Genomic DNA, 19,008 nt, shown 5'->3' with positions numbered 1-19,008 from the left:
GGCTCCTGAGGGAGCCTTTTTAACCTCTACCACATCAACCATCAAGTCCCACTAACTGACCAGGCAAATCATCACACAACTCTTGTAACTCATTGAACAGTCTTGCCATATGGAAACCATCACACACGGAATGGTGTATCTGAAGGGCGACAGGCAACAATACTTTACCTTCCTGATTGTAGTATTTACCAAGCGTGAACATCGGGGCGAAAAAGTTTTTCATGTCCGCAACGGTGATATTAAAACTGGTAAAGGTTACCCAGGGAATCGCCGATACGAAAAATATATTTTCCCGCGACTCTTCCTTAGGCCAGTACGCAAGATTATCACCATAGCGTGCGACGTCTTCTGAATAAACGTTCTGGAAGTGATGAATATTGCCATCGTAGTGGCTCCATAATGATGAAAAGGTCTCCGTTTCATTATGGAAAATCGTATAGTTTGGATGTACTTCATTCCAGATAACTAACTCATTGTTTTTCATCGCCATACGGAATTCGGTATGGCTGTTTACGATCTTAGAAAGAAGGAAAATCATCGTAGGGTAAAATTTCCAGCCGGCTTCTTTGATATTTTTTAGCAGGGCAGTAATGTCTATCAGCACCGTCTGGTTAATAGTACTTTGAGCAAAGCCCTGAAATACCTCAAAATGTTCCTTCCTGGCCCAACGAGATAAGTCAACAGGGATATATTCCGGGATTGTTTTTTTCATTTCTTACCCTTTTATTAGCAATAACACATCAAATGTTAGCCTAAATTCTTCTCATGAATGACGTAACCCTACAGGCTGCGAGCCGTTTGGGGCGTAATCGCGATCGTGAGATTAGCGCATCCTTATACAGTAGGGAAGTGGATGTTAACTATTTAATTTTTAAGGTAATAAAGGTAGGTTGTGCTATCTACAGGTGTTTTTCTGAATTGATAATTTCGTAGAATTTCCGCCTCTGGCAGACGTCGAAAATCGTATGTGTGAAAAATCGCCTGAGCGAGGTTTTACATCACCCGCCAGAAAGCAAACTGGGATGTCGATGGCGGTGTCATGGCAGGCCGAAACGCATAAATAAAAGGCTCCATCCGGAGCCTTTTTAATGTCTGGCGTAACTGGAAAGCCGCGCCAGACAAGGCTTCAAGTTTTACTACTAGCAGTCAAAAGCCATAAAAAGCGGCTAGGGTGTGGACACATTGTGGACACTCGGACCACCATTAGCACCCTTCAACGGGTTGAGCGAAATCGCGTCCTGCAGGTACTGAGGAGCGAAGTGCGCATAGACCATTGTCTGCGCAATTTTCGTGTGACCTAAGATCCTCTGCAGTGTGATGATGTTGCCCCCGTTAATCATAAAGTGCGTGGCGAAAGAGTGTCGCAGCGCATGTGTCGCTTGCCCGGCCGGTATATCTGGTTTAACCGCTTTGAGGATTCGCCTGAATTCAGCATAACTGGCCTCAGCAAACAGAAAGCCCCTTGTTTTACCGACTATGTAAGCCGCAACGTCGTCAGAGATCGGAACCGTTCGCGGTATGTTGGTTTTCGTCTTAACGAAAGACACCCGGTTATGAATCACGTTCTCCGCTTTCAGCCTTGCAGCCTCTCCCCATCTAGCCCCGGTACTCAGACACAAGACGGCAATTTTACGATTGTCTCCTGACAGCGCTGCCAGTAAGGCGTCAATTTCCTCAAGAGTGAGATAGCCCGTTTCGGCAGTCTGCTCTTTCAGTTTTTTGAACCCTCTAAACGGATGCTCACCGTTATACATTTCCGACTCAATCAGGGTAGTAAACATCCCACCTAATGTGATCAGGTCGCGGTTGATGGTAGTTGGCTTAATACCTTCACCCCGGCGTTGAGCACAATATTGCGTTATCAGGCTCTTGGTGATCTGGAAAGCGCATGGGTTACCGGTCATCGTTTCGAAACGCTCAATTTTCTTGAGATACGATTGACCGTGTTCCTCGTGTTTACCTTTCAGCTTCCACCATAACTCTTTCAGTTCTGACAGTTGGCGTTTGTCCGTGGGTTTTGAAAGCCATTCCTTTGAGTGATGGTTATATTGAGTATGTTTTTCAAAAGCCATCGCCTCGCTTTTCTTGTCGAACTTCCGACGGATGCGTTTTCCGTTACGCCCGGTCGGTCTAATGTCCACTTCATATCGACCATCATCGAGCTTTTTAACAGACATAAAGCCTCCCGATGATGTTACTGCGTACTTCAATTTCCTGATTTAAATAGCAAAAACTCACTGTGCATTTACTGCACAAATAAGCGCCGTAAATGGTTAGCCAGTTTTCTGGTCTGAGTGGGGTGATGTTGTTGTCTGCTGCCCAAAGTGCGCGAGAGCCGGTGCAATTTGCCCAGCTTCAGGTGATATCGACTCTGTCATAAACCACATAGTATATTTTTTAAACTGTGGATGGTTCAAAATCTTCATCACTGCCTGTATGCCCATATCTTTTACACCCTTCTCGTAACTCGAAAGAGAGCTATATGGAACGCCAGTTAAGTCACTGAATTCTTTTCTATTCATACGCTCTGACTCACGCATGATGGCTAGCTTCTCATTGACGGGTATCATCGTAATTAACACTCCACTATTGATAGAAAAACGATAACGGAGTAATCTTTAGTTCGTTATCGCAAGTTGATAGCTCCAATATGGCAATTTAAAGCCATTAGGAGCAATTAAAACACTAACGAGGAATAGTCACAAATGAATAGGGTCATTGATAGTGCGAGCGACGCTGTCCCATACCAGGAATTTGCGCGTCTTATCGGCAAAACGCCTGCTGCCGTCAAAGGGATGATTGAGAAGGGCAAGCTGCCTGTAGTTGAGATGACTGATCCGCAGTCAACGAGTGGGCGTGCAGGGGAATATTGGGTGTATCTGCCCGCCTGGAACAAGGGTATGAAGATGGCCTATGACAGCCGTCCGAAGGAAATTCGGGACGGTTGGCTGATGTGGCTCGGATTAGGGGAACCAGTATGAAGAGTGAACCTCGCTGTATTGCGCAACTGCTTCGTAGAGAAAGCCCTAACCAGATTAACTTCGCCATTACTCATGGTCGCGGCAAGAAGGGCATCATCATCCGAACCCGTAAGCAGGGTGTTATCGAGAAGCTTCGCCAGCTGGTCAAAAAGAGAGGGCTGTGGTTATGACCGTTATGACTCTTGATGTGATCCAGAAACAACCGGCAGCGCTTCGCGGTTTGGTTTGCAAGTATCTGGCTCAGCCTCGCTGGCAGGATACTTGCGATTTCTACAATCAGATGATGGAACGCGAGCGGCTGACCGTCTGTTTTCATGCGCAATTAAAACAGCGCCATTCGGTATTGCGCCTTGAGGAAATGGAAGAAGCCGATCGCGAGCGTATTGTTTGCGCGCTTGATGAGTTGCGGTTTGCATTCACCCGATTCCGTCAGATTGGTTTCACCAAATCAACGTTTATCAACCGCCTGACCGTCAGCCAAAGGCGTTCGCTGTTTCTTCATGCGGGACTGACTGAGCAGGAATTTATGATGCCGCACTGGCGTTTGAACGAGGAGGACTGTTATTGGCGTGACAAACTTTTCCGCGCTTTGCGAGAGTTGTTCAGCCTTTTTGAGTACGCGCCAACCATTTTAACCTCGGTAAAGCCTGAGCAGTATTTACATTAATTAATCTGGATTCGTTTTATTACGCGCCTTACAGCGTGGGGACTCCTTTTGTCCGGAGATAGGCAAATGCAAAAGCAAAATACAGCGCAGCGGGGGATGTATTCGGCACTTCTGGCGCAGGCAGTAAGCGAGGCACAGCGCGACACGGCGACCCGTTTCTCTTCTCAGTTTGACGGGCTTATCGCGCACATCAGTAAGTCAGAACTTAATCGCACCGAGATTATCGAGTTATTAGGTCAGGAGTCGGAAAAGTTACACAACGCAATTTTCGGTAGAGCTGGCTAACCACTTTTAAAAGGAAGAAAAAATGAGCATACGCATTGAGATAAATAACCAGTACGTCATTACCAGCGACCGCTATCAATTCATATTGCAGGAAAAAAAGACCGCTACATCCGGGAAGAATGAAGGTAAGGAATGGTTGGACGTTGTGGGTTACTACCCGACCATTTCTAAGCTCGTTTCGGGTCTTGCCTTGCATGACCTTTTAACGGGAGACGCGGCTTGTTTCTCAGCGCTTGAAACTCAGATTGAGCGCGTGTCAAAGCAATGTCTGGACGCCTTCACTCCTAATGGCCGGTGAACCTCGGGGGCGCATTGCCCCCTCGCCACCAACTCCTTTCTCGAAGCGCACCGACGATACCTTCGTCGGTGCTTACCCATGGAATGCTCCACGCTCTGCAATTGGCCGTGATAGACCCCTTACACGTGGCGAATTCCGTCAGGTGCAAGGCGTTTTAGGTAAAGTTAATTGCCTGCCATATGTCTTAAAAACGTTGTTTAACTCACGGTATGACTTCATCCGTCGTACTAAAAGCCCACTTCACGGTTTCTATTTCCTCAAGAACACTGTCGAGCAAAGAGTGGGGCCGCGTCTTGAGCGGGTCAACCAGTTAAACGGAATGAACGAGACTGCATCGCTTCTCTTTTTGAGCGAGCGCGAAAGCTATTCACGTTTAGCGGGAATGAGTGACAAAGCGCTCAAAAAATTTGCTGCCCGTATCGCTTCGCAACTCTATGTCGCTTATGAGGAACTTAGCGACGCATGGGCAGATGCTCACGGCGGTAAAGAAACCCTTTTCACCGATGAAGCGCAGGCGCACTTATATGGTCATGTTGCCGGTGCAGCTCGTGCATTCAACATCACCCCAATGTTCTGGAAGAAATACCGCAAAGGGCAAATCACGATCCGCCAGGCATTTTCCGCTATCGCTCGTCTGATTAACGATGAATGGTGGATTAACCAGTTTAAGGCGCAGCGTATGCGCTGGCACGAGGCCTTGCTGATTGCCGCCGGTGAGGTGAACAAAGACCGCTCCCCATACGCCAGTAAAACGGCGATCCGCGATGTGCATTCTCGCCGTCAGGCTAATCTCGAATACTTGAAGTCGTGCGAGCTGGAAAACAAAGTCACCGGTGAGCGCATCGATCTCATCAGCAAAGTCATGGGAAGTATTTCAAACCCCGAAATCCGTCGTATGGAACTGATGAATACTATCGCAGGGATTGAGCGCTATGCGGCCGGTCAGGGCGACGTCGGGATGTTTATCACCATCACCACGCCGTCGAAGTATCACCCTACACGTCAGGTTGGAAAGGGCGACAAAAAGACGGTGCAGCTTAACCACGGATGGAATGAAACCGCCTTTACGCCTAAGGATGGACAGCGGTATTTATGCCGAATCTGGAGCCTGATGCGCACAGCTTTTAAAGATAACGATCTGCAGGTCTATGGGATGCGTGTAGTTGAACCGCATCATGACGGAACTCCGCACTGGCACATGATGCTTTTTTGCAAATCAGAGCAACGGAAACACATCACCGAAATCATGCGTCGTTATGCCTTAAAAGAGGATGGCGATGAAAAGGGCGCTGCAGCACAGCGCTTTGAAGCGAAGCACCTCAATCAAGGTGGCGCGGCCGGTTACATCGCAAAGTACATTGCGAAGAATATCGATGGTTACGCGCTCGATGGTCAGATGGATCACGACACCGGCAAGCCTCTCACTGATACAGCAGCAGCTGTAACCGCATGGGCGTCAACATGGCGCATCCCGCAATTCAAATCTATTGGCCTGCCGACGATGGGAGCATACCGAGAGCTCCGCAAACTGCCCCGTGGTGTGAGTATCGCTGATGAATTTGATGAGCGTGTCGAGGCGGCCAGAGCTGCAGCTGATGAAGGTGAATTTGACCTGTATATCGCAGCGCAGGGTGGGGCGAATGTTCCACGTGATAGCCAGACAGTCCGCGTGGCTCGTAACGTGACTGACGAGGTCAATGCCTACGAAGAGGATATAGAGAGAGTCATGGGAATCTACGCTCCGCACTTGGGCTCTGAGCTGGTACATGTTACCCGGACAGCCGAATGGCGCATCGTTCCAAAGCTTTTGGCCGTTAAGCCTTTGACTTTAAAAAGCGGCATTGCCGCGCCTCGGAGTCCTGTCAATAACTGTGGAAAGCCTACCGGCGGTGGCGATCCAGTTATGACCCCCACTCCGTCTGAGCAAGCCGCAGCGGTGTTAAATCTGATTGAGCGCGGGGTTATCGGCTGGAATGAGCCAGACGTCGTGAAAGTGCTTAAAGAAGCTTTAAAAGCTGGCCAGCCAAGTAAAAAGCGCCAGCAAAGAAGTAATTCACAGCTAATTACAAGTGAGCTGGCACCATCTGGTCGGCTGACCAAAGCGGAAAGAGGTCTTTTGCCGAAAATTCGTATTGAAATGTATATGCGAGGTATTGCACCAGAGTGGTGGGAACTCCATGTACTGGCTCGCGGTGCAACAGTTATGTATGGAAGCGAGATATTTAAATTTGCTGTTGCAGATGAGTGGCCAAGTTTCAGCTTATGATGTTTTATCCCTCCCGCCTATAATTGCAGGGGAGGGATAAGATTATTTTTTGTTAAATTTATTTACAAGCCATAGTAAAACTAACACAAGAGTAACGGCGAAAATGTAATAAATTGTCTCTGAGTAGTTCTCTAGTTTATAGTTGCTTATTATCTTAGTGAGACCTAATCTTTCAAAGAGCGGTTTTATTATTACAGGGGATAAAGATGTTGATGCTACTAACCCAAATGCTATTGTGATGTTTCTGTTGCTAGATTCGCTTTTGCTTGCATCTTTCAATTTTATTACATGCATTCTGGATGTTAACATTTTGGCAAGGTTTTTTCTTGCTAATTCTAAATCATTTGATTTTACATTTTTGAATATTAATTCTTGAATTTCGCCATATTTTTTTGAGAAGACTCTTAACCATTCTTCGAACTGAATGATTTCTTCTTGAATGGTGGCAAGGCTAATATGGTTGCTTTCGTTTTTTATTTGTTCGATTTTAGACTCGTAAAAAAAGGATATGTAATCTCTTAGGTCGCTTTTTACTTGGTTGTCCCATATGAGATTTGATTCTGTGTAAGTTTCAGGGAAGTTTTCATAAGATATTTTTTTTGAGCATAATGTAAGTGTGACCCCTTGCTCTGAATAATAGTTAAAGTCATTAAATGCTCTGAAGTCAAAGTGGCTCTGTTTGCCCTTTTCATCTATGAAAAAAGTGCTTTTGCCTAATAAAGACGAAATTAATTTTTTGTTATACTTTTCATTTTTTAAAGCATTGCTTTTTTGATTGTCGTGGCTAAATATATAAATGTTAGGCTTGCCTTGCCATCCATGATAAAAATCTGTTGTTTCGTTGCCAAATATAACATCCTTTAGCGTCTTTCTTTTAAGTGTATTATGTATTACTGCGACCGTAGTTCTAGCAATATCACTTAGCGTATTTTGTATCTCGAACTCTTTTGCATAGTCTATGTATCTCCCATTGATTATTAAATCATCATCAGATATCTCTTGAGATTTCATTTCCAAATCTCTAAGTTGCGCAGACAATAATTTCTTGGATGCCATTCTGCGGAAAAAATTCATTGAGCAATAGTCAAGCTCCATTGATTTGCTTGTATACTCAAAGCTGGAAATAATTGAATTGCTGGCTTTGAATGGGAGGTTAATTTTCGAGTCTATAAAAAAGCTCAGTTCATTATCATGTCGTTCCTCATCAATGAAAGTTATGTGTGATATTCCATTTTGATATAATCTTATTATTGGAAATAAAAGAAATTCATCTTCATCAGTCTTAATTGAAAAAGGTTTTTGGCAGCATATAATGTTATCGCAATATGGTTGCTCGGTAATATAAAAAAGTTTGTTTTCTGAAAGTCTCAAGTTGATGCAATTGTAAAACGCATTAGCTGTTAAATTGCATACCCCGGAATCACCTAAATGTTGGGCTCCATCGACTATCAATCCATGTCCGTTATTCTCAAATTTCATTGATAACTTTGTCGATAACACTTTACTACCTGAAAGGCATTTAAAAGTGTTATCAGGAGTTAGTATCGCCAAAAACATACCCGTTTCGATTAACTTCGATGCAGTTTCCTCAGCGTTATCATATGTTGGTGATTGAGTTGTGTAGGTATGCCAGACTGTCCCTTTTTGGATCTGCATATTATTTCCTTCTAGATTTATTGAGATCACAAGTTTCTATTGTGTATGTTCACTTTGCATGATAATGCATTTATTTCCAAAGATCTTTTTTGTTCAAAGGCTCCAGGGCTGGTGCGGGTTGGAGATGGTAATGCACATGCATTAAAAGCGACCCGTTAAGCGCGCAGGCGAGGCGGGGAAAGCATTGCGCGCAAGGATCAAAGTATTGTCAAAAGGTGAAAGAGTTGAGAATATGCTCCATGCTCCATGCTCCATGCTCCATGCTCCATGCTCCATGCTCCATGCTCCATGCTCCATGCTCCATGCTCCATGCTCCATGTGCCATAACTTCTTCTGGCATGACGCTTTCCACTAGACATTTGTGTAATTTAATTATTGGGCAAACTATCTATGACAAACGAAATAACACTTGAACCGAAGAAATTAATCATTCCTAAGGGAGAATCAAATCAAGAGGAGGAATTGTTTTCTTTTAATAGTTTCGTGATAGTCGGTGCGAATGGTTCAGGGAAGAGTAGACTTGGTGCATGGCTTGAGATGCAAGGTCCACAAAAAAACATTGTTCATAGAGTTGCAGCACAAAGATCTTTAGTTTTTCCGAAAGACTCAAGCCCAATCGGGCTTGATGCTGCAACTCAAGCATTTCTATGGGCGCAAGTGCCGTCAAATTGGGACATTAACACGTTCGAAAACAACAAAGATAGTTTGAAACTGCAAAGGAAATATGGTGGCACTATAATTGACTCGGTAACCTCACCAGTTAATGACTATCGAGATCTTTTGACATTACTTCTCTCCGAAAGCTTTGCAAATCTTCAAAGAAGTGAAGAGGAATATTATTCCAATAATAATCCAGTTATAATTGAAAAAACAAAAATTAGAATTTTGAAAGAAATTTGGGAGGAGTTGTTACCACACAGAAAAATGTATTTTAATGCTAGCGAGGTAAAGTTACGTTCTAGCAATTCTTCTAATGATTCTTCTAATGATTCATATAATGCAACAAACATGAGCGATGGAGAACGCGTAATATTTTACTTGATCGGGCAAGTTTTATGTGCAGCACAAAAATCTATAATAATAGTCGATGAGCCTGAAATACATCTTCACAAAGGAATTCAGGCTAAGCTTTGGCAACTCCTTGAAATTAATAGGAATGATTGCGCATTCGTTTATCTTACTCATGATCTTGATTTTGCAGCATCCAGAGAGGGTGCTAAACAAATATTCATGAAAGGGTTCGATGGCAAAGGCTTTGATTGGGAAATAATTCCTGACAACGAAGGTCTTCCCGAAGCAATGCTTTTGGAATTAATCGGGAGCAGAAAGCCAGTATTGTTTATTGAAGGGGATGAAGGCTCCAAAGATTCAGAAATATTCAAACTTACATATCCTAAATTTTTTGTAAAACCTGTTGGAGGCTGTTCCAATGTCATATTGGCAACTAAAGCATTCAGGAGACTTCATCCATTACATCAATTAGAATGTAACGGAATCATTGATCGCGACTATCTAATTGAAGGGCAAATAACCGCATACGAAAAAAATGGAATTTACGCTCTTAAAGTCGCAGAGGTTGAAAATTTATTCATCACTCCGCAGTTAATAAAGGCCGTCGCGGAAAGGCTGCTTTTAAATAAAGATGAAACCTTAAAAAAGGTTCGGGAATATGTCATAAATCGTTTTAGAAGCGATATAGAAGAACACGCAATGAATATTGCCAAGCATATGATAACAATTCACTTCGGTAGATTCAGTTCTGACACTAAAGACCCTGACACATTGCAGTTCTATTATCAAGAATACATCAAAAGTTTAGACCCTAAAGATATTTATATCCAAGCAAAAAAAGAGGCTGAACTTCTCATTGAGAATGAAGACTACATTGGAATATTGAAAGTATACAATAAAAAAGAATTACTAGGCAGTATAAGCTTTCTTTTCGATATAAAAGGAATTGACGCAACTTATTTGGATAAGCTCAGAGAAATGATTCGTCGTTCTTTGATCGATGTTCATCAAGAGCTATCCGAATTCTTACCTTCAATAAACTGAGGTAGCGCCCGTTAGGGCGCTATTTACTAAAGCAATACTCATTGAATTTTATAACATTATCGCCTAGCCATTCATTGCATTCCTTGATTCTCTCTTGCATTGGTATCAACTCATTTCTCACAAATACTTCAGCAGCCTTGACCACATCACCAAAGCCGCCGGTATTGTTAGGCATCATCCCCATCATCTGAGGAGGCACGCGGTGTGCACTCATCAAATCTTCAGCACTCACTTTCTTAATATTAAAAAAATCATCCTTCGTAGCGACCTCACTCAGCGGAACAATTTTAATGCCGTCGGCTTTTCCATTCGGTGCATAGAAAAACAGGTTCTTAAAGTTTCCAAGCCCCTTTGAGTCACGCATTGCCTTGCGGAGCGCCTCTACGTCGGTACTGCTTTGTGCGGCGTCGGTCACATACATGATGTACCCGGCGTGCGCCCCGTTCTGGTAATACTTTCGACGGAACAGCGTAGCGGACTCATTCAGCCAGGCGGAATTAAGTGCGCTCAAGTACTCCGGTAGGCCGTAAACTTCCTGGTTGATGTCGGGCTCGAGCAGATGAAACACGGAACCGGGCGCAAACTGGTGCGGCTGCAAATCGGATTGCATGTACCAGTAAGTGCCATCCTCCACCCCGCGCCGTGTGTATTTTGCCGGTGACGTCTCAAGTTTTAGCGGTTTACCCGACAGGCTGACACGCTTCTCGATAAACGCATTCCCGAAGACCAGGAAGTCGAGCACAAACCGGCTGAAATCCTGCTGTGATAGTAATGGATGAGGAATGTAGGTGGACACTAGAATATTACGCTTCACGTAAATCGGTGAGCTGTGGTGTACCGCTGCCCGCATACTTTTCGCGAGCCCCGAGAAGCTTACCGGCGGTTCGTACCATTGGCCATTGTCGACGCATTCCACGTAGTCGAGAATGTCGCGCCGGTCAAGCACTGCCGTCGGCTCACCAAAGGTGAACGCCTCCATGCTCTGCGTGGGCGCGGCGGCTTGCTGGCGTGGCTTCATCGTGTACTGGTTTTTTTTCTTGCTGTTGCGCTTGCTCATTAGTTCCACTCCATGATGGACGACGATGCCTGCCCGCTGGCGGCGGTAAGCGGCTCGTTAATCAATACGTGCATGGTTGCCCATGCGAGGTCAGCGTGGCTGGCTTCCTCTGTGCGGCTTGCTTCATATGTCGCACTGCGCCCACTGCTGGTCATGGTTTTGCGAATAGACATAAACGACTGCGTGAGGTCGGTCGCGCTGACGTCGTACTCCAGGCACCCGCGCCCGATGGTGTCTTTCGCTTTGAGCACCATTGCGGTTTTCATTTCCGGGGTATAACGAATTTCACGCGCTGCCGGGTAGAACGAGCGTACAAGCTGGAATACACCCTGACCGAGACCGGTCGCATCGATACCGATGTACTCAACGTTATATTTTTGCGTGAGCTCGCGAATGGATTCGGCCTGCTGGGCAAAGTCCATGCCTTTCCACTGGTGACGCTCAAGGATGCGGAATTTACCCCCGGCGACGACCGGCGGTGCCATTACCACGCATCCAGCACTATCACCACGTAATGACGGGTCATAGCCGACCCATACCGGGCGATAACCGAATGGCCGGTCGGCAAATGGTGCGTAGTCGTCCCAGATTTCGAGGCTTTCGACCATGCAGCGCTGTAATTCTTCGAACGGGAAAACCGACGCTTTGTCATCGACAAATTCGCACATGAACAAATTGCGAAACTCATCGACGCTGTTTTCGCGCTTCAGCGTATCGATGTTGAACAGCGTGCACCCTTTCGCGAGCGCGTCCTCTATGGTGACAATCTGCCGCCACTGTCCATCCGGGCAGGCAACACCTTTCGCAAGTGCGGCGTGGCTGATATCGATGTCGACGCGCTCGCTGGTGTCTGAGCGCCCACGGTTGAACTGCTCACCCGACCAGAACGGATAGGCACCATGTGCCAGCGATGATGGGGTCGAAAAGTAGGTGGTGCGTAAATGCTCCTGCGATGACATCCCCCCGGCGACGCGCTTTAGCTTCTGAAAATTAGGGATCCAGAAAATTTCATCGACGTACAAATCGCCGTTATGACTCTGCGCCGTGTTGGCGTTGGTGCCGAGGAACATCATTTCAGCGCCGTTATTGCCGAGCACAATCGGATCGCCGGTGAGTTCGACGTCAACCTGCCGGGCAAAGGCGATGATGTACTTACGGAAAACGTAAGCCTGCGTTTTACTGGCTGACAGGAAAATCTGGTTGTGGCCGGTTTTGAGCGCCTGAAGTAGCGCCTCACGAGCAAAATAAAACGTTGCGCCAATCTGTCGGGATTTGAGTATGTGCCGGATGCGGTGAGCCAGTCCGGCGCGCCACCATTCGAGCTGATAGTCGAAAGACTGGTCGAGAAAAATCTCTTCGAGTTTCTCGATTGCCTCGTCGCTGAAAAAATTGCGTTTTGGCTTTTTGCGATCCCCTTTGTTGCGGTTCGCAATGTTGGGGTTTAAATCCACCTCGTTTCCGGTCTGGCCGTAGCGGTTCACTCGCGCAAGTCGCTCCATCTGACGCGACAGAAAATCAGCGACTTTAAAGTCATGCGGCGTCAGGTCTGGCTTTGCGTAAAGCTGGATGAGCCTCGCCTCTAATGTCGTTTCCACGCGGTTAATCGGCGCAGTTTGCTCCCATCCATCGCGTTGTTTCCAGCTCTGCACGGTCGGGCGCTTGAGCCGCAGCATCTCGCAGATTTGCGGCACGGCGAATCCCTGCCAGTACAACAGCCGCGCCTGTTGTCGCGGGTCATTTAACAGTGAAAGGTCAGTTGAAATGGTCATGCTTGCCTCGTGTTGATGTCACGAGGCAAGGCTAAGGAAATAGCCGGGTCTTTTCGCTAAACCCCTGTTGTTTCAGGGATTGCACTTCTGTAACCGGTGGCTGATGCGGGACGGAGTCGGGAAACTAACCCCGACCCGAAAACCCAACATCAGGACACCTGAGTAATGGCAAACAAAAAGAAAGTTTCTAAATGGTTTCGCATCGGCGTAGAGGGTGACACCTGCGACGGCCGCGATATCAGCGCGCAAGATATTCAGGATATGGCTGACGGATTCGACCCGCGCGTCTACGGTTGCCGTATCAATCTGGAGCATATCCGCAGCGTTGTTCCCGATACGCCGTTTTGTCGCTATGGCGATGTTATCGAGCTGAAAGCCGAAGTGATTGACGATGATTCAGCACTTAACGGCAAGCTGGCGCTGTACGGCAAAATCGCACCGCTGGATAACCTGCTCGCCATGCTGGCGAAAGGCCAGAAAGTGTATACCTCCATGGAAATTCGCCCGAATTTTGCCAATACAGGCAAGTGCCACCTCATAGGTCTGGCCGTGACGGATGACCCGGCAAGCCTCGGGACTGAATACCTGCAATTCTGCGCCGCCGGTAAAAAAGAACAGCCGAATGACCTGTTTAGCGTGGCGACTCTCGCCGAGCTGGAATTTGAAGACCAGCCGGAAACGCTGCTGACCAAAGTCACGGACACCGTCAAAAGCATTTTCAGCCGTAAGCAGTCCAGTGACGACGCTCGCTTCAGTGACGTGCGTGAAGCTGTGACGACCATTGCCGAACGAGTACAGACCAGCGACGAAAATGCTGAGACCCGATTCAGCCAGATTGAGTCCGAGCTCGCTGACGTCAAAAAATCGCTGTCCGAGCAGACCACCACCACCACGCAGCAGCTCAGCACCATCAAAACCACGCTGGATAAAACCGAAAACATCACGCAGCCGCGTCGCAAGCTGAGCACCGGCGGCGATTTCGTGACGACCACGCTGACCGACTGCTGATAAATCCGATACCCTGAAGGAAAAGAAAAACAATGCGTAAAGAAACCCGCTTTAAGTTCAATCAGTACATGAGCCGTATCGCCGAGCTGAACGGCGTCGAGGTGGCTGACCTGAACAAGAAATTCAACGTTGAGCCGTCCGTCACTCAAACCCTGTTTGATAAAATCCAGCAGTCGTCCTCATTCCTGAAACTCATCAACATGGTGACGGTGGGCGAGCTGACCGAGGAGAAAGTCGGTATCGATGTCACCGGCACGATCGCCAGCAATGCTGACACCGCGAACGGCGTCGAACGCCAGACCGCAGATTTTTCGAAGCTGGATGCATACCGTTATTTCTGTAACCCGGTCAACTTCGACTATCACCTCACCTATAACAAGCTCGACCTGTGGGCGCGCTATCAGGATTTCCAGATCCGCATCCGTAACGCCATCATCAAGCGTCAGGCGCTGGACTACATCACCATCGGCTTTAATGGTGTGAGCCGTGCGGCAACGTCCGACCGCAAACAACACCCGTTGCTTCAGGATGTGGCTGTGGGTTGGCTGCAGAAATACCGCAACGATGCGCCTGAGCGCGTCATGTCCAGCGTCACCGACGCTGAGGGCAACGTGGTTTCAAACACCATCAAAATCGGCAAAGGCGGTCACTACGCAAACCTTGACGCTCTGGTGATGGATGCATTCGAGTCGCTGGTCGAAGAAATTCACCGCGAAAATCCGGAAATGGTTGTCATCTGTGGCCGTCGCATCCTGACCGACAAATACTTCCCGATGATTAATAAATTCCAAGCGAATACGGAACAGCTCGCCGGTGAGCTGATTATCAGTCAGAAAACCATCGGTCAGCTCCAGGCGGTACGCGCGCCATTCTTCCCGGCGAACAGTATTTTCATCACCACGCTGGATAACATTTCCATCTATCTGTATGAGGACGGCCACCGCCGCCACATCATTGAAAACCCGAAACTCGATCGCGTTGAAAACTACGAGCAGGTCAAAGTCGACTTTGTTATCGAAGACTACGAGGCCGGTTGTCTGATTGAAAATATCGAGATTCTGGAGCCGGAAGAGGGCGCCACAAGCGAGCCAGCCAGTGCGGACGCATTCGCCGCGGCCATTGTGAAAGCGGTACAGGCGATGGGGGCTGCCCCTGTTGCTCAGTCTGAAACGGCTGAAGTGCCTGAAGCTGCTGAAGACGGGGAGGCTTAACCTATGGCGAGCCCCGCGCAGCGTCACGCGATGAGGGTCTCGGCCATGAAAGCATCGCAGCGGGATAACGCCCCGCTGCGTCATGCTTCCGCTTACGAGCAAATGCTCGTCAAGCTGGCCGCAGACCGTCGGACGTTAAAAACAATCCATTCAAAAGAGCGCAAAGCGGAGAAAAAACGCGAGCTCCTGCCGCTGTATCTGCCGTGGGTCGCTGGCGTGCTGGAAAACGGCACCGGTGCGCAGGATGACATCCTGATGACGGTCATGCTGTGGCGTCTCGATGCGGGTGACATCACCGGCGCGATTGAAATTGCCCGCTACGCGCTGCGCTACAACCTGTCAATGCCGGGTCATGTCCGTTCAGCGCCGTACATGCTGGCCGAAGAGGTGGCGCTTGCTGCCCTGCGCGCCCGCGCTGCAGGTGAGCCGGTCAACGTCACCGAATTACTGACCGTCATTGAGCTGACGCTTTCCGCTGACATGCCTGATGAGGTGCGTGCCCGTCTGCATAAAGTCACCGGCCTGACGCTGCGGGATGATGGCCAGCTCAGTGAAGCACTGGCTCACCTGAAAAGGGCGCTGCAGCTTGATACGCACGTCGGCGTGCGAAAAGACATTGAGAACCTCAATCGTGAGCTGACGCCGAAACCTGTTGTTGTCAGGAATCCCGTGCCAAAAGCGGCAAAAAAGGCGCCGGCTAAAAAAAACAATTCACCGGCGAGTCGAGGGCGAGGACGTCCGAAGAAAGTCGCAGGTTAACCGAGCGCTCCCCGAGCCGGGCGGCACGCCGGTCAATGCGGGTATCAATTGCCCTGACTGCGACCGGCGTCCACCGCCCACTCATTACCCGAGGTTGTCATGACGACGTTGATTATTGAGCCAAAAAAAGAGCCGCAGGATGTGCCGGGCGTGGTGATACCGCCAACGGGCGTGAGCGAGCCGGTAATCAAAAACACCCCGTTTTTTCCTGACGTTGATCCAAAGCGCGTGCGTGAGGAAATGCGTTTAGAGCAGACCGTTTCCCCCGTGCGCCTGCGCCGGGCGATTAAGACCGCCATCGCGGAAACTAACGCGGAGCTAGTCGAATGGCGAGAGCGTCAGCTCAATGACGGTTACGCCACGCTGGCGGATGTCCCGACCGATGAGCTCGATGGCGAAAGCGTGCGCGTTTTCCACTACTTCAACGCCGTGTGCTCGATGACGACGGCCACGCTGTATGAGCGTTTTCGCGGCGTGGACGCGACCGCCAAAGGCGACAAAAAGGCCGACAGCATCGACAGCACTATCGATGAGATGTGGCGGGATATGCGCTGGTCTGTCGCGCGCATCCAGGACAAAGCGCGCTGCATTGTGGGGCAAATCTGATGAAAGCGTATGCCCTGCAGGGCGACACCCTCGACGCGATTTGCGCCCGGTATTACGGGCGCACCGAGGGCATGGTCGAAACCGTCTTAGAGGCTAATCCCGGCCTGTCTGAGCTCGGCGTTATCTTGCCGCACGGCACGGCAATAGAGCTGCCCGAGACCGAGAGCGCGGCCAGAACCGAAACGGTGAATCTATGGGACTGAGTATGGAAAAAATCACCACGTTTATCGCCTACTGGCTGGCCGTGGGGTTGGCGTATGTCGGGGCAATGTCCCCCGAAAAGATGGCGCTTTACGTGGGCGGCGGATGCGCCATTTTTACCGCGCTGACGAACTACTGGTTTAAGCGCAAGACGTACCTCTATCTGACATCGCTCGGACTCGATAAAGGGGCTATTCGTGAAATCAATCGTTAAAAAATGCAGTGTGGCCGCCGTGCTGGTGCTGGCAGCACTGATGCCTGACTTTCGTCTGCTTAACACCTCGCCGGAGGGGCTGGCGCTGATTGCCGACCTCGAAGGTTGTCGCCTGACGCCTTACCAGTGCAGCGCGGGAGTGTGGACGTCGGGCATCGGCCACACTGCAGGCGTCGTGCCGAAGGGAGAAATCACCGAACGTCAGGCGGCGGCGAATCTCGTCGCGGATGTGCTGAGCGTCGAGAAACGTCTGGGCGTATGCGCGCCGGTGAAAATGCCGCAGCACGTTTACGACGCGCTGGTCAGTTTCTCATTCAACGTGGGAACCGGCGCGGCCTGCCGGTCGACGCTGGTCTCGTTTATCAAACGCCAGCAATGGCCGCAGGCGTGCGACCAGCTCACCCGCTGGGTTTACGTGAACGGCGAAATTAACAAGGGGCTGGAGAACCGCCGCGCGCGTGAGCGGGCTTACTGCCTCAGGGGGATTCAATGAAACTGATGTTGTTTTTACTGGCCGCGCTGATTGCGGTTGTGCTCTGGCAGCGTCATGAAAACGTCAACCTGACGCGCTCTTTTGACCGGGCAAACAGGGTCGCCACGGAACAAAAAAACGTGATCGGGATGCTGGAAAATCAGCTTTCCGTCTCGCAGCGAATCGCCAGGACGAACGAAACCGCGCAGGTCAGTTTACGCGGCGAACTGCTGGCCGCCGGTGCGATGGCCGTGCGGCGTGAAGAAACCATTACGAGGCTGATAAATGAGAATGAAACCTTACGCCGCTGGTATAGCGATAAGCTGCCTGATGTTGTGCGTCGGCTGCACACCCGCGCCGGTTGCGCCTCCGCCGGTCATTGTTTACAGCGCCTGCCCGAAGGTGAGCTATTGCCCGATGCCGGGAAGCGACCCGGCCACTAATGGCGACCTGAGCGCCGATATACGCAGGCTTGAGCACGCGCTCGCCGCCTGCGCGCTGCAGGTTGAAACCGTCAAAGACTGTCAGGATAAACTCGATGAAGAAAGCACGCAGCCTGCGCGAAGCGCTGATTAAAGCCGTTCCGCAGCTTGAAACTAACCCCGAAATGATGCGCATCTTTGCCGATGAGGGGAATATCGATGCGCGTCTCGCGGCCTCGTTGTCGCATGAGAAAATTTATACCCTGAATGTGATCGTGTGTGACTTTGTGGGCGACCCTGACCTGATTTTCGTGCCGGTGGCCGCATGGCTCAGGGAAAACCAGCCGGATATCTGCACGCTCGATGACGGCCGCAAAAAGGGCTACCGTTTCCAGATGGATTTAAACGACGGGGACAGCGTCGATATCAGCATCAGCCTGCAGCTCACCGAGCGAACTCTCATCAAAGAGGAAAACGGCGCGCTGCACGTGAGCTATGCCCCTGAGCCGCCGCTGCCGGAGCCCGTCACCCGGCCAAAAGAGCTATACATCAATGGCGAACTGGTGAGCAAATGGGATGAGTGAATTTAAGCCCTTTGACGACAGGCTCAATGGTCTGATTGCTGCCCTGTCACCGGCAGCGCGCCGGAAGCTGGCCGGGGAGATTGCAAAGGAACTGCGCAAGTCGCAACAGCAACGCATCAAACAGCAAAAAGCCCCGGACGGCTCACCGTATCAGGCGCGAAAGCGTCAGCCTCTCAGGGCTAAAACCGGGCGGATTAAACGGGCGATGTTCCAGAAGCTACGCACGAGCCGCTACATGAAAGCCACTGGCCGTGAAAACAGCGCGGTGGTGGAATTTACCGGCAAAGTGCAGCGCATCGCGCGAGTGCATCAGTATGGGCTTAAAGACCGGCCTAACCTGAACGCTCAGTATATGACTTATCCAGAGCGTCAATTACTTGGATTTGCGGAGAAAGACTCACAACTTGTTGACATACTCATTTCAAAATATATCAGATAGGAGCAATCATTTGTTGCAACAGGGTACTTTCAAATTGTATTGTTAATAAAACAATACA

General features: G+C 49.2%; 24 protein-coding genes. 18 read left to right on the top strand and 6 right to left on the bottom strand.

Features of this window, described 5'->3' with window-relative positions:
- Positions 1-34: 34 nt before the first annotated feature.
- From catA to ACT9TW_RS18445, 3 genes are all read right to left on the bottom strand, one after another.
- Positions 35-712 carry a type A chloramphenicol O-acetyltransferase gene (gene catA / locus ACT9TW_RS18455; protein WP_446493319.1) on the bottom strand — a complete coding sequence of 226 codons (678 nt, stop codon included), beginning with the start codon at positions 710-712 and terminating at the stop codon, positions 35-37.
- A 454-nt stretch (positions 713-1,166) separates the two neighbouring features.
- The gene (locus ACT9TW_RS18450; RefSeq protein WP_446493318.1) at positions 1,167-2,177 is read right to left on the bottom strand and encodes a phage integrase; all 1,011 of its coding nucleotides are present in this window, start codon (positions 2,175-2,177) and stop codon (positions 1,167-1,169) included.
- A 96-nt stretch (positions 2,178-2,273) separates the two neighbouring features.
- Positions 2,274-2,570: a helix-turn-helix domain-containing protein gene (locus tag ACT9TW_RS18445; RefSeq protein ID WP_103949582.1), complete on the bottom strand. Its 297-nt coding sequence runs from the start codon at positions 2,568-2,570 to the stop codon at positions 2,274-2,276.
- Positions 2,571-2,705: 135 nt separating this feature from the next.
- Here ACT9TW_RS18445 and ACT9TW_RS18440 point away from each other — a divergent pair, with 135 nt between their 5' ends.
- The 6 genes from ACT9TW_RS18440 (at position 2,706) to ACT9TW_RS18415 (ending at position 6,497) form a co-directional block, all read left to right on the top strand.
- Complete coding sequence (locus tag ACT9TW_RS18440; protein WP_047723235.1) at positions 2,706-2,981, top strand: regulatory phage cox family protein; 276 nt, start codon at positions 2,706-2,708, stop codon at positions 2,979-2,981.
- Positions 2,978-3,151: a hypothetical protein gene (locus tag ACT9TW_RS18435; protein ID WP_446493317.1), complete on the top strand. Its 174-nt coding sequence runs from the start codon at positions 2,978-2,980 to the stop codon at positions 3,149-3,151. The genes ACT9TW_RS18440 and ACT9TW_RS18435 overlap by 4 nt, the downstream gene beginning before the upstream one ends.
- A complete protein-coding gene (locus ACT9TW_RS18430; RefSeq protein WP_446493316.1) occupies positions 3,148-3,648 on the top strand; it encodes a replication protein B in 501 nt (166 codons plus the stop codon). Before ACT9TW_RS18435 ends, ACT9TW_RS18430 begins: the two co-directional genes overlap by 4 nt.
- Before the next feature lie 66 nt (positions 3,649-3,714).
- Positions 3,715-3,933: a DUF2732 family protein gene (locus tag ACT9TW_RS18425; protein WP_159109623.1), complete on the top strand. Its 219-nt coding sequence runs from the start codon at positions 3,715-3,717 to the stop codon at positions 3,931-3,933.
- Positions 3,934-3,955: 22 nt separating this feature from the next.
- A complete protein-coding gene (locus ACT9TW_RS18420) occupies positions 3,956-4,231 on the top strand; it encodes a DUF5405 family protein (RefSeq protein ID WP_446493315.1) in 276 nt (91 codons plus the stop codon).
- Complete coding sequence (locus tag ACT9TW_RS18415; protein WP_446493314.1) at positions 4,221-6,497, top strand: replication endonuclease; 2,277 nt, start codon at positions 4,221-4,223, stop codon at positions 6,495-6,497. The genes ACT9TW_RS18420 and ACT9TW_RS18415 overlap by 11 nt, the downstream gene beginning before the upstream one ends.
- Positions 6,498-6,539: 42 nt before the next feature.
- Here the strand turns inward: ACT9TW_RS18415 and ACT9TW_RS18410 are convergent, their stop codons facing one another.
- Positions 6,540-8,153 (bottom strand): hypothetical protein, encoded by a 1,614-nt coding sequence (locus ACT9TW_RS18410; protein ID WP_446493313.1) that lies wholly within the window; start codon positions 8,151-8,153, stop codon positions 6,540-6,542.
- Between the two features lie 390 nt (positions 8,154-8,543).
- Here ACT9TW_RS18410 and ACT9TW_RS18405 point away from each other — a divergent pair, with 390 nt between their 5' ends.
- Complete coding sequence (locus ACT9TW_RS18405; protein WP_446493312.1) at positions 8,544-10,208, top strand: DUF4435 domain-containing protein; 1,665 nt, start codon at positions 8,544-8,546, stop codon at positions 10,206-10,208.
- Between the two features lie 19 nt (positions 10,209-10,227).
- Here the strand turns inward: ACT9TW_RS18405 and ACT9TW_RS18400 are convergent, their stop codons facing one another.
- Both ACT9TW_RS18400 and ACT9TW_RS18395 read right to left on the bottom strand, forming a co-directional pair.
- Complete coding sequence (locus ACT9TW_RS18400) at positions 10,228-11,265, bottom strand: phage portal protein (RefSeq protein ID WP_446493311.1); 1,038 nt, start codon at positions 11,263-11,265, stop codon at positions 10,228-10,230.
- Positions 11,265-13,034: a terminase ATPase subunit family protein gene (locus ACT9TW_RS18395; RefSeq protein WP_446493310.1), complete on the bottom strand. Its 1,770-nt coding sequence runs from the start codon at positions 13,032-13,034 to the stop codon at positions 11,265-11,267. Before ACT9TW_RS18395 ends, ACT9TW_RS18400 begins: the two co-directional genes overlap by 1 nt.
- A gap of 165 nt (positions 13,035-13,199) precedes the next feature.
- On the opposite strand from ACT9TW_RS18395, the gene ACT9TW_RS18390 reads away from it, so the two are divergent.
- The 11 genes from ACT9TW_RS18390 to ACT9TW_RS18340 all read left to right on the top strand — a co-directional run bounded on the left by ACT9TW_RS18390 (position 13,200) and on the right by ACT9TW_RS18340 (position 18,950).
- Positions 13,200-14,042 carry a GPO family capsid scaffolding protein gene (locus tag ACT9TW_RS18390; protein WP_446493309.1) on the top strand — a complete coding sequence of 281 codons (843 nt, stop codon included), beginning with the start codon at positions 13,200-13,202 and terminating at the stop codon, positions 14,040-14,042.
- 32 nt (positions 14,043-14,074) lie between these two features.
- Complete coding sequence (locus tag ACT9TW_RS18385; RefSeq protein WP_446493308.1) at positions 14,075-15,253, top strand: phage major capsid protein, P2 family; 1,179 nt, start codon at positions 14,075-14,077, stop codon at positions 15,251-15,253.
- Between the two features lie 3 nt (positions 15,254-15,256).
- The gene (locus ACT9TW_RS18380; RefSeq protein WP_446493307.1) at positions 15,257-16,012 is read left to right on the top strand and encodes a phage terminase small subunit; all 756 of its coding nucleotides are present in this window, start codon (positions 15,257-15,259) and stop codon (positions 16,010-16,012) included.
- Positions 16,013-16,111: 99 nt separating this feature from the next.
- Positions 16,112-16,618, top strand: a complete 507-nt coding sequence (locus ACT9TW_RS18375; protein ID WP_446493306.1) for a head completion/stabilization protein — start codon at positions 16,112-16,114, stop codon at positions 16,616-16,618.
- The gene (locus tag ACT9TW_RS18370) at positions 16,618-16,821 is read left to right on the top strand and encodes a tail protein X (protein ID WP_288502401.1); all 204 of its coding nucleotides are present in this window, start codon (positions 16,618-16,620) and stop codon (positions 16,819-16,821) included. The genes ACT9TW_RS18375 and ACT9TW_RS18370 overlap by 1 nt, the downstream gene beginning before the upstream one ends.
- On the top strand, positions 16,812-17,033 hold the full coding sequence (locus ACT9TW_RS18365; protein WP_001354073.1) for a hypothetical protein: 222 nt from the start codon (positions 16,812-16,814) through the stop codon (positions 17,031-17,033). The genes ACT9TW_RS18370 and ACT9TW_RS18365 overlap by 10 nt, the downstream gene beginning before the upstream one ends.
- A complete protein-coding gene (locus ACT9TW_RS18360; RefSeq protein ID WP_446493305.1) occupies positions 17,017-17,526 on the top strand; it encodes a lysozyme in 510 nt (169 codons plus the stop codon). Before ACT9TW_RS18365 ends, ACT9TW_RS18360 begins: the two co-directional genes overlap by 17 nt.
- Complete coding sequence (gene lysB, locus ACT9TW_RS18355; RefSeq protein WP_446493304.1) at positions 17,523-17,948, top strand: Rz-like lysis system protein LysB; 426 nt, start codon at positions 17,523-17,525, stop codon at positions 17,946-17,948. The genes ACT9TW_RS18360 and lysB overlap by 4 nt, the downstream gene beginning before the upstream one ends.
- On the top strand, positions 17,836-18,081 hold the full coding sequence (lysC, locus tag ACT9TW_RS18350) for an Rz1-like lysis system protein LysC (protein ID WP_072253209.1): 246 nt from the start codon (positions 17,836-17,838) through the stop codon (positions 18,079-18,081). Before lysB ends, lysC begins: the two co-directional genes overlap by 113 nt.
- Positions 18,044-18,511 carry a phage tail protein gene (locus ACT9TW_RS18345; RefSeq protein WP_023338712.1) on the top strand — a complete coding sequence of 156 codons (468 nt, stop codon included), beginning with the start codon at positions 18,044-18,046 and terminating at the stop codon, positions 18,509-18,511. Before lysC ends, ACT9TW_RS18345 begins: the two co-directional genes overlap by 38 nt.
- Positions 18,504-18,950, top strand: coding sequence for a phage virion morphogenesis protein (locus ACT9TW_RS18340; protein ID WP_446493303.1), 447 nt, complete (start codon positions 18,504-18,506; stop codon positions 18,948-18,950). The genes ACT9TW_RS18345 and ACT9TW_RS18340 overlap by 8 nt, the downstream gene beginning before the upstream one ends.
- Positions 18,951-19,008: the final 58 nt, after the last annotated feature.

The organism is Enterobacter sp. C4G1 (assembly GCF_052886895.1).
The sequence above is the reverse complement of the archived record's forward strand: the minus strand, read 5'-3'. Positions and strand labels throughout refer to the sequence as shown.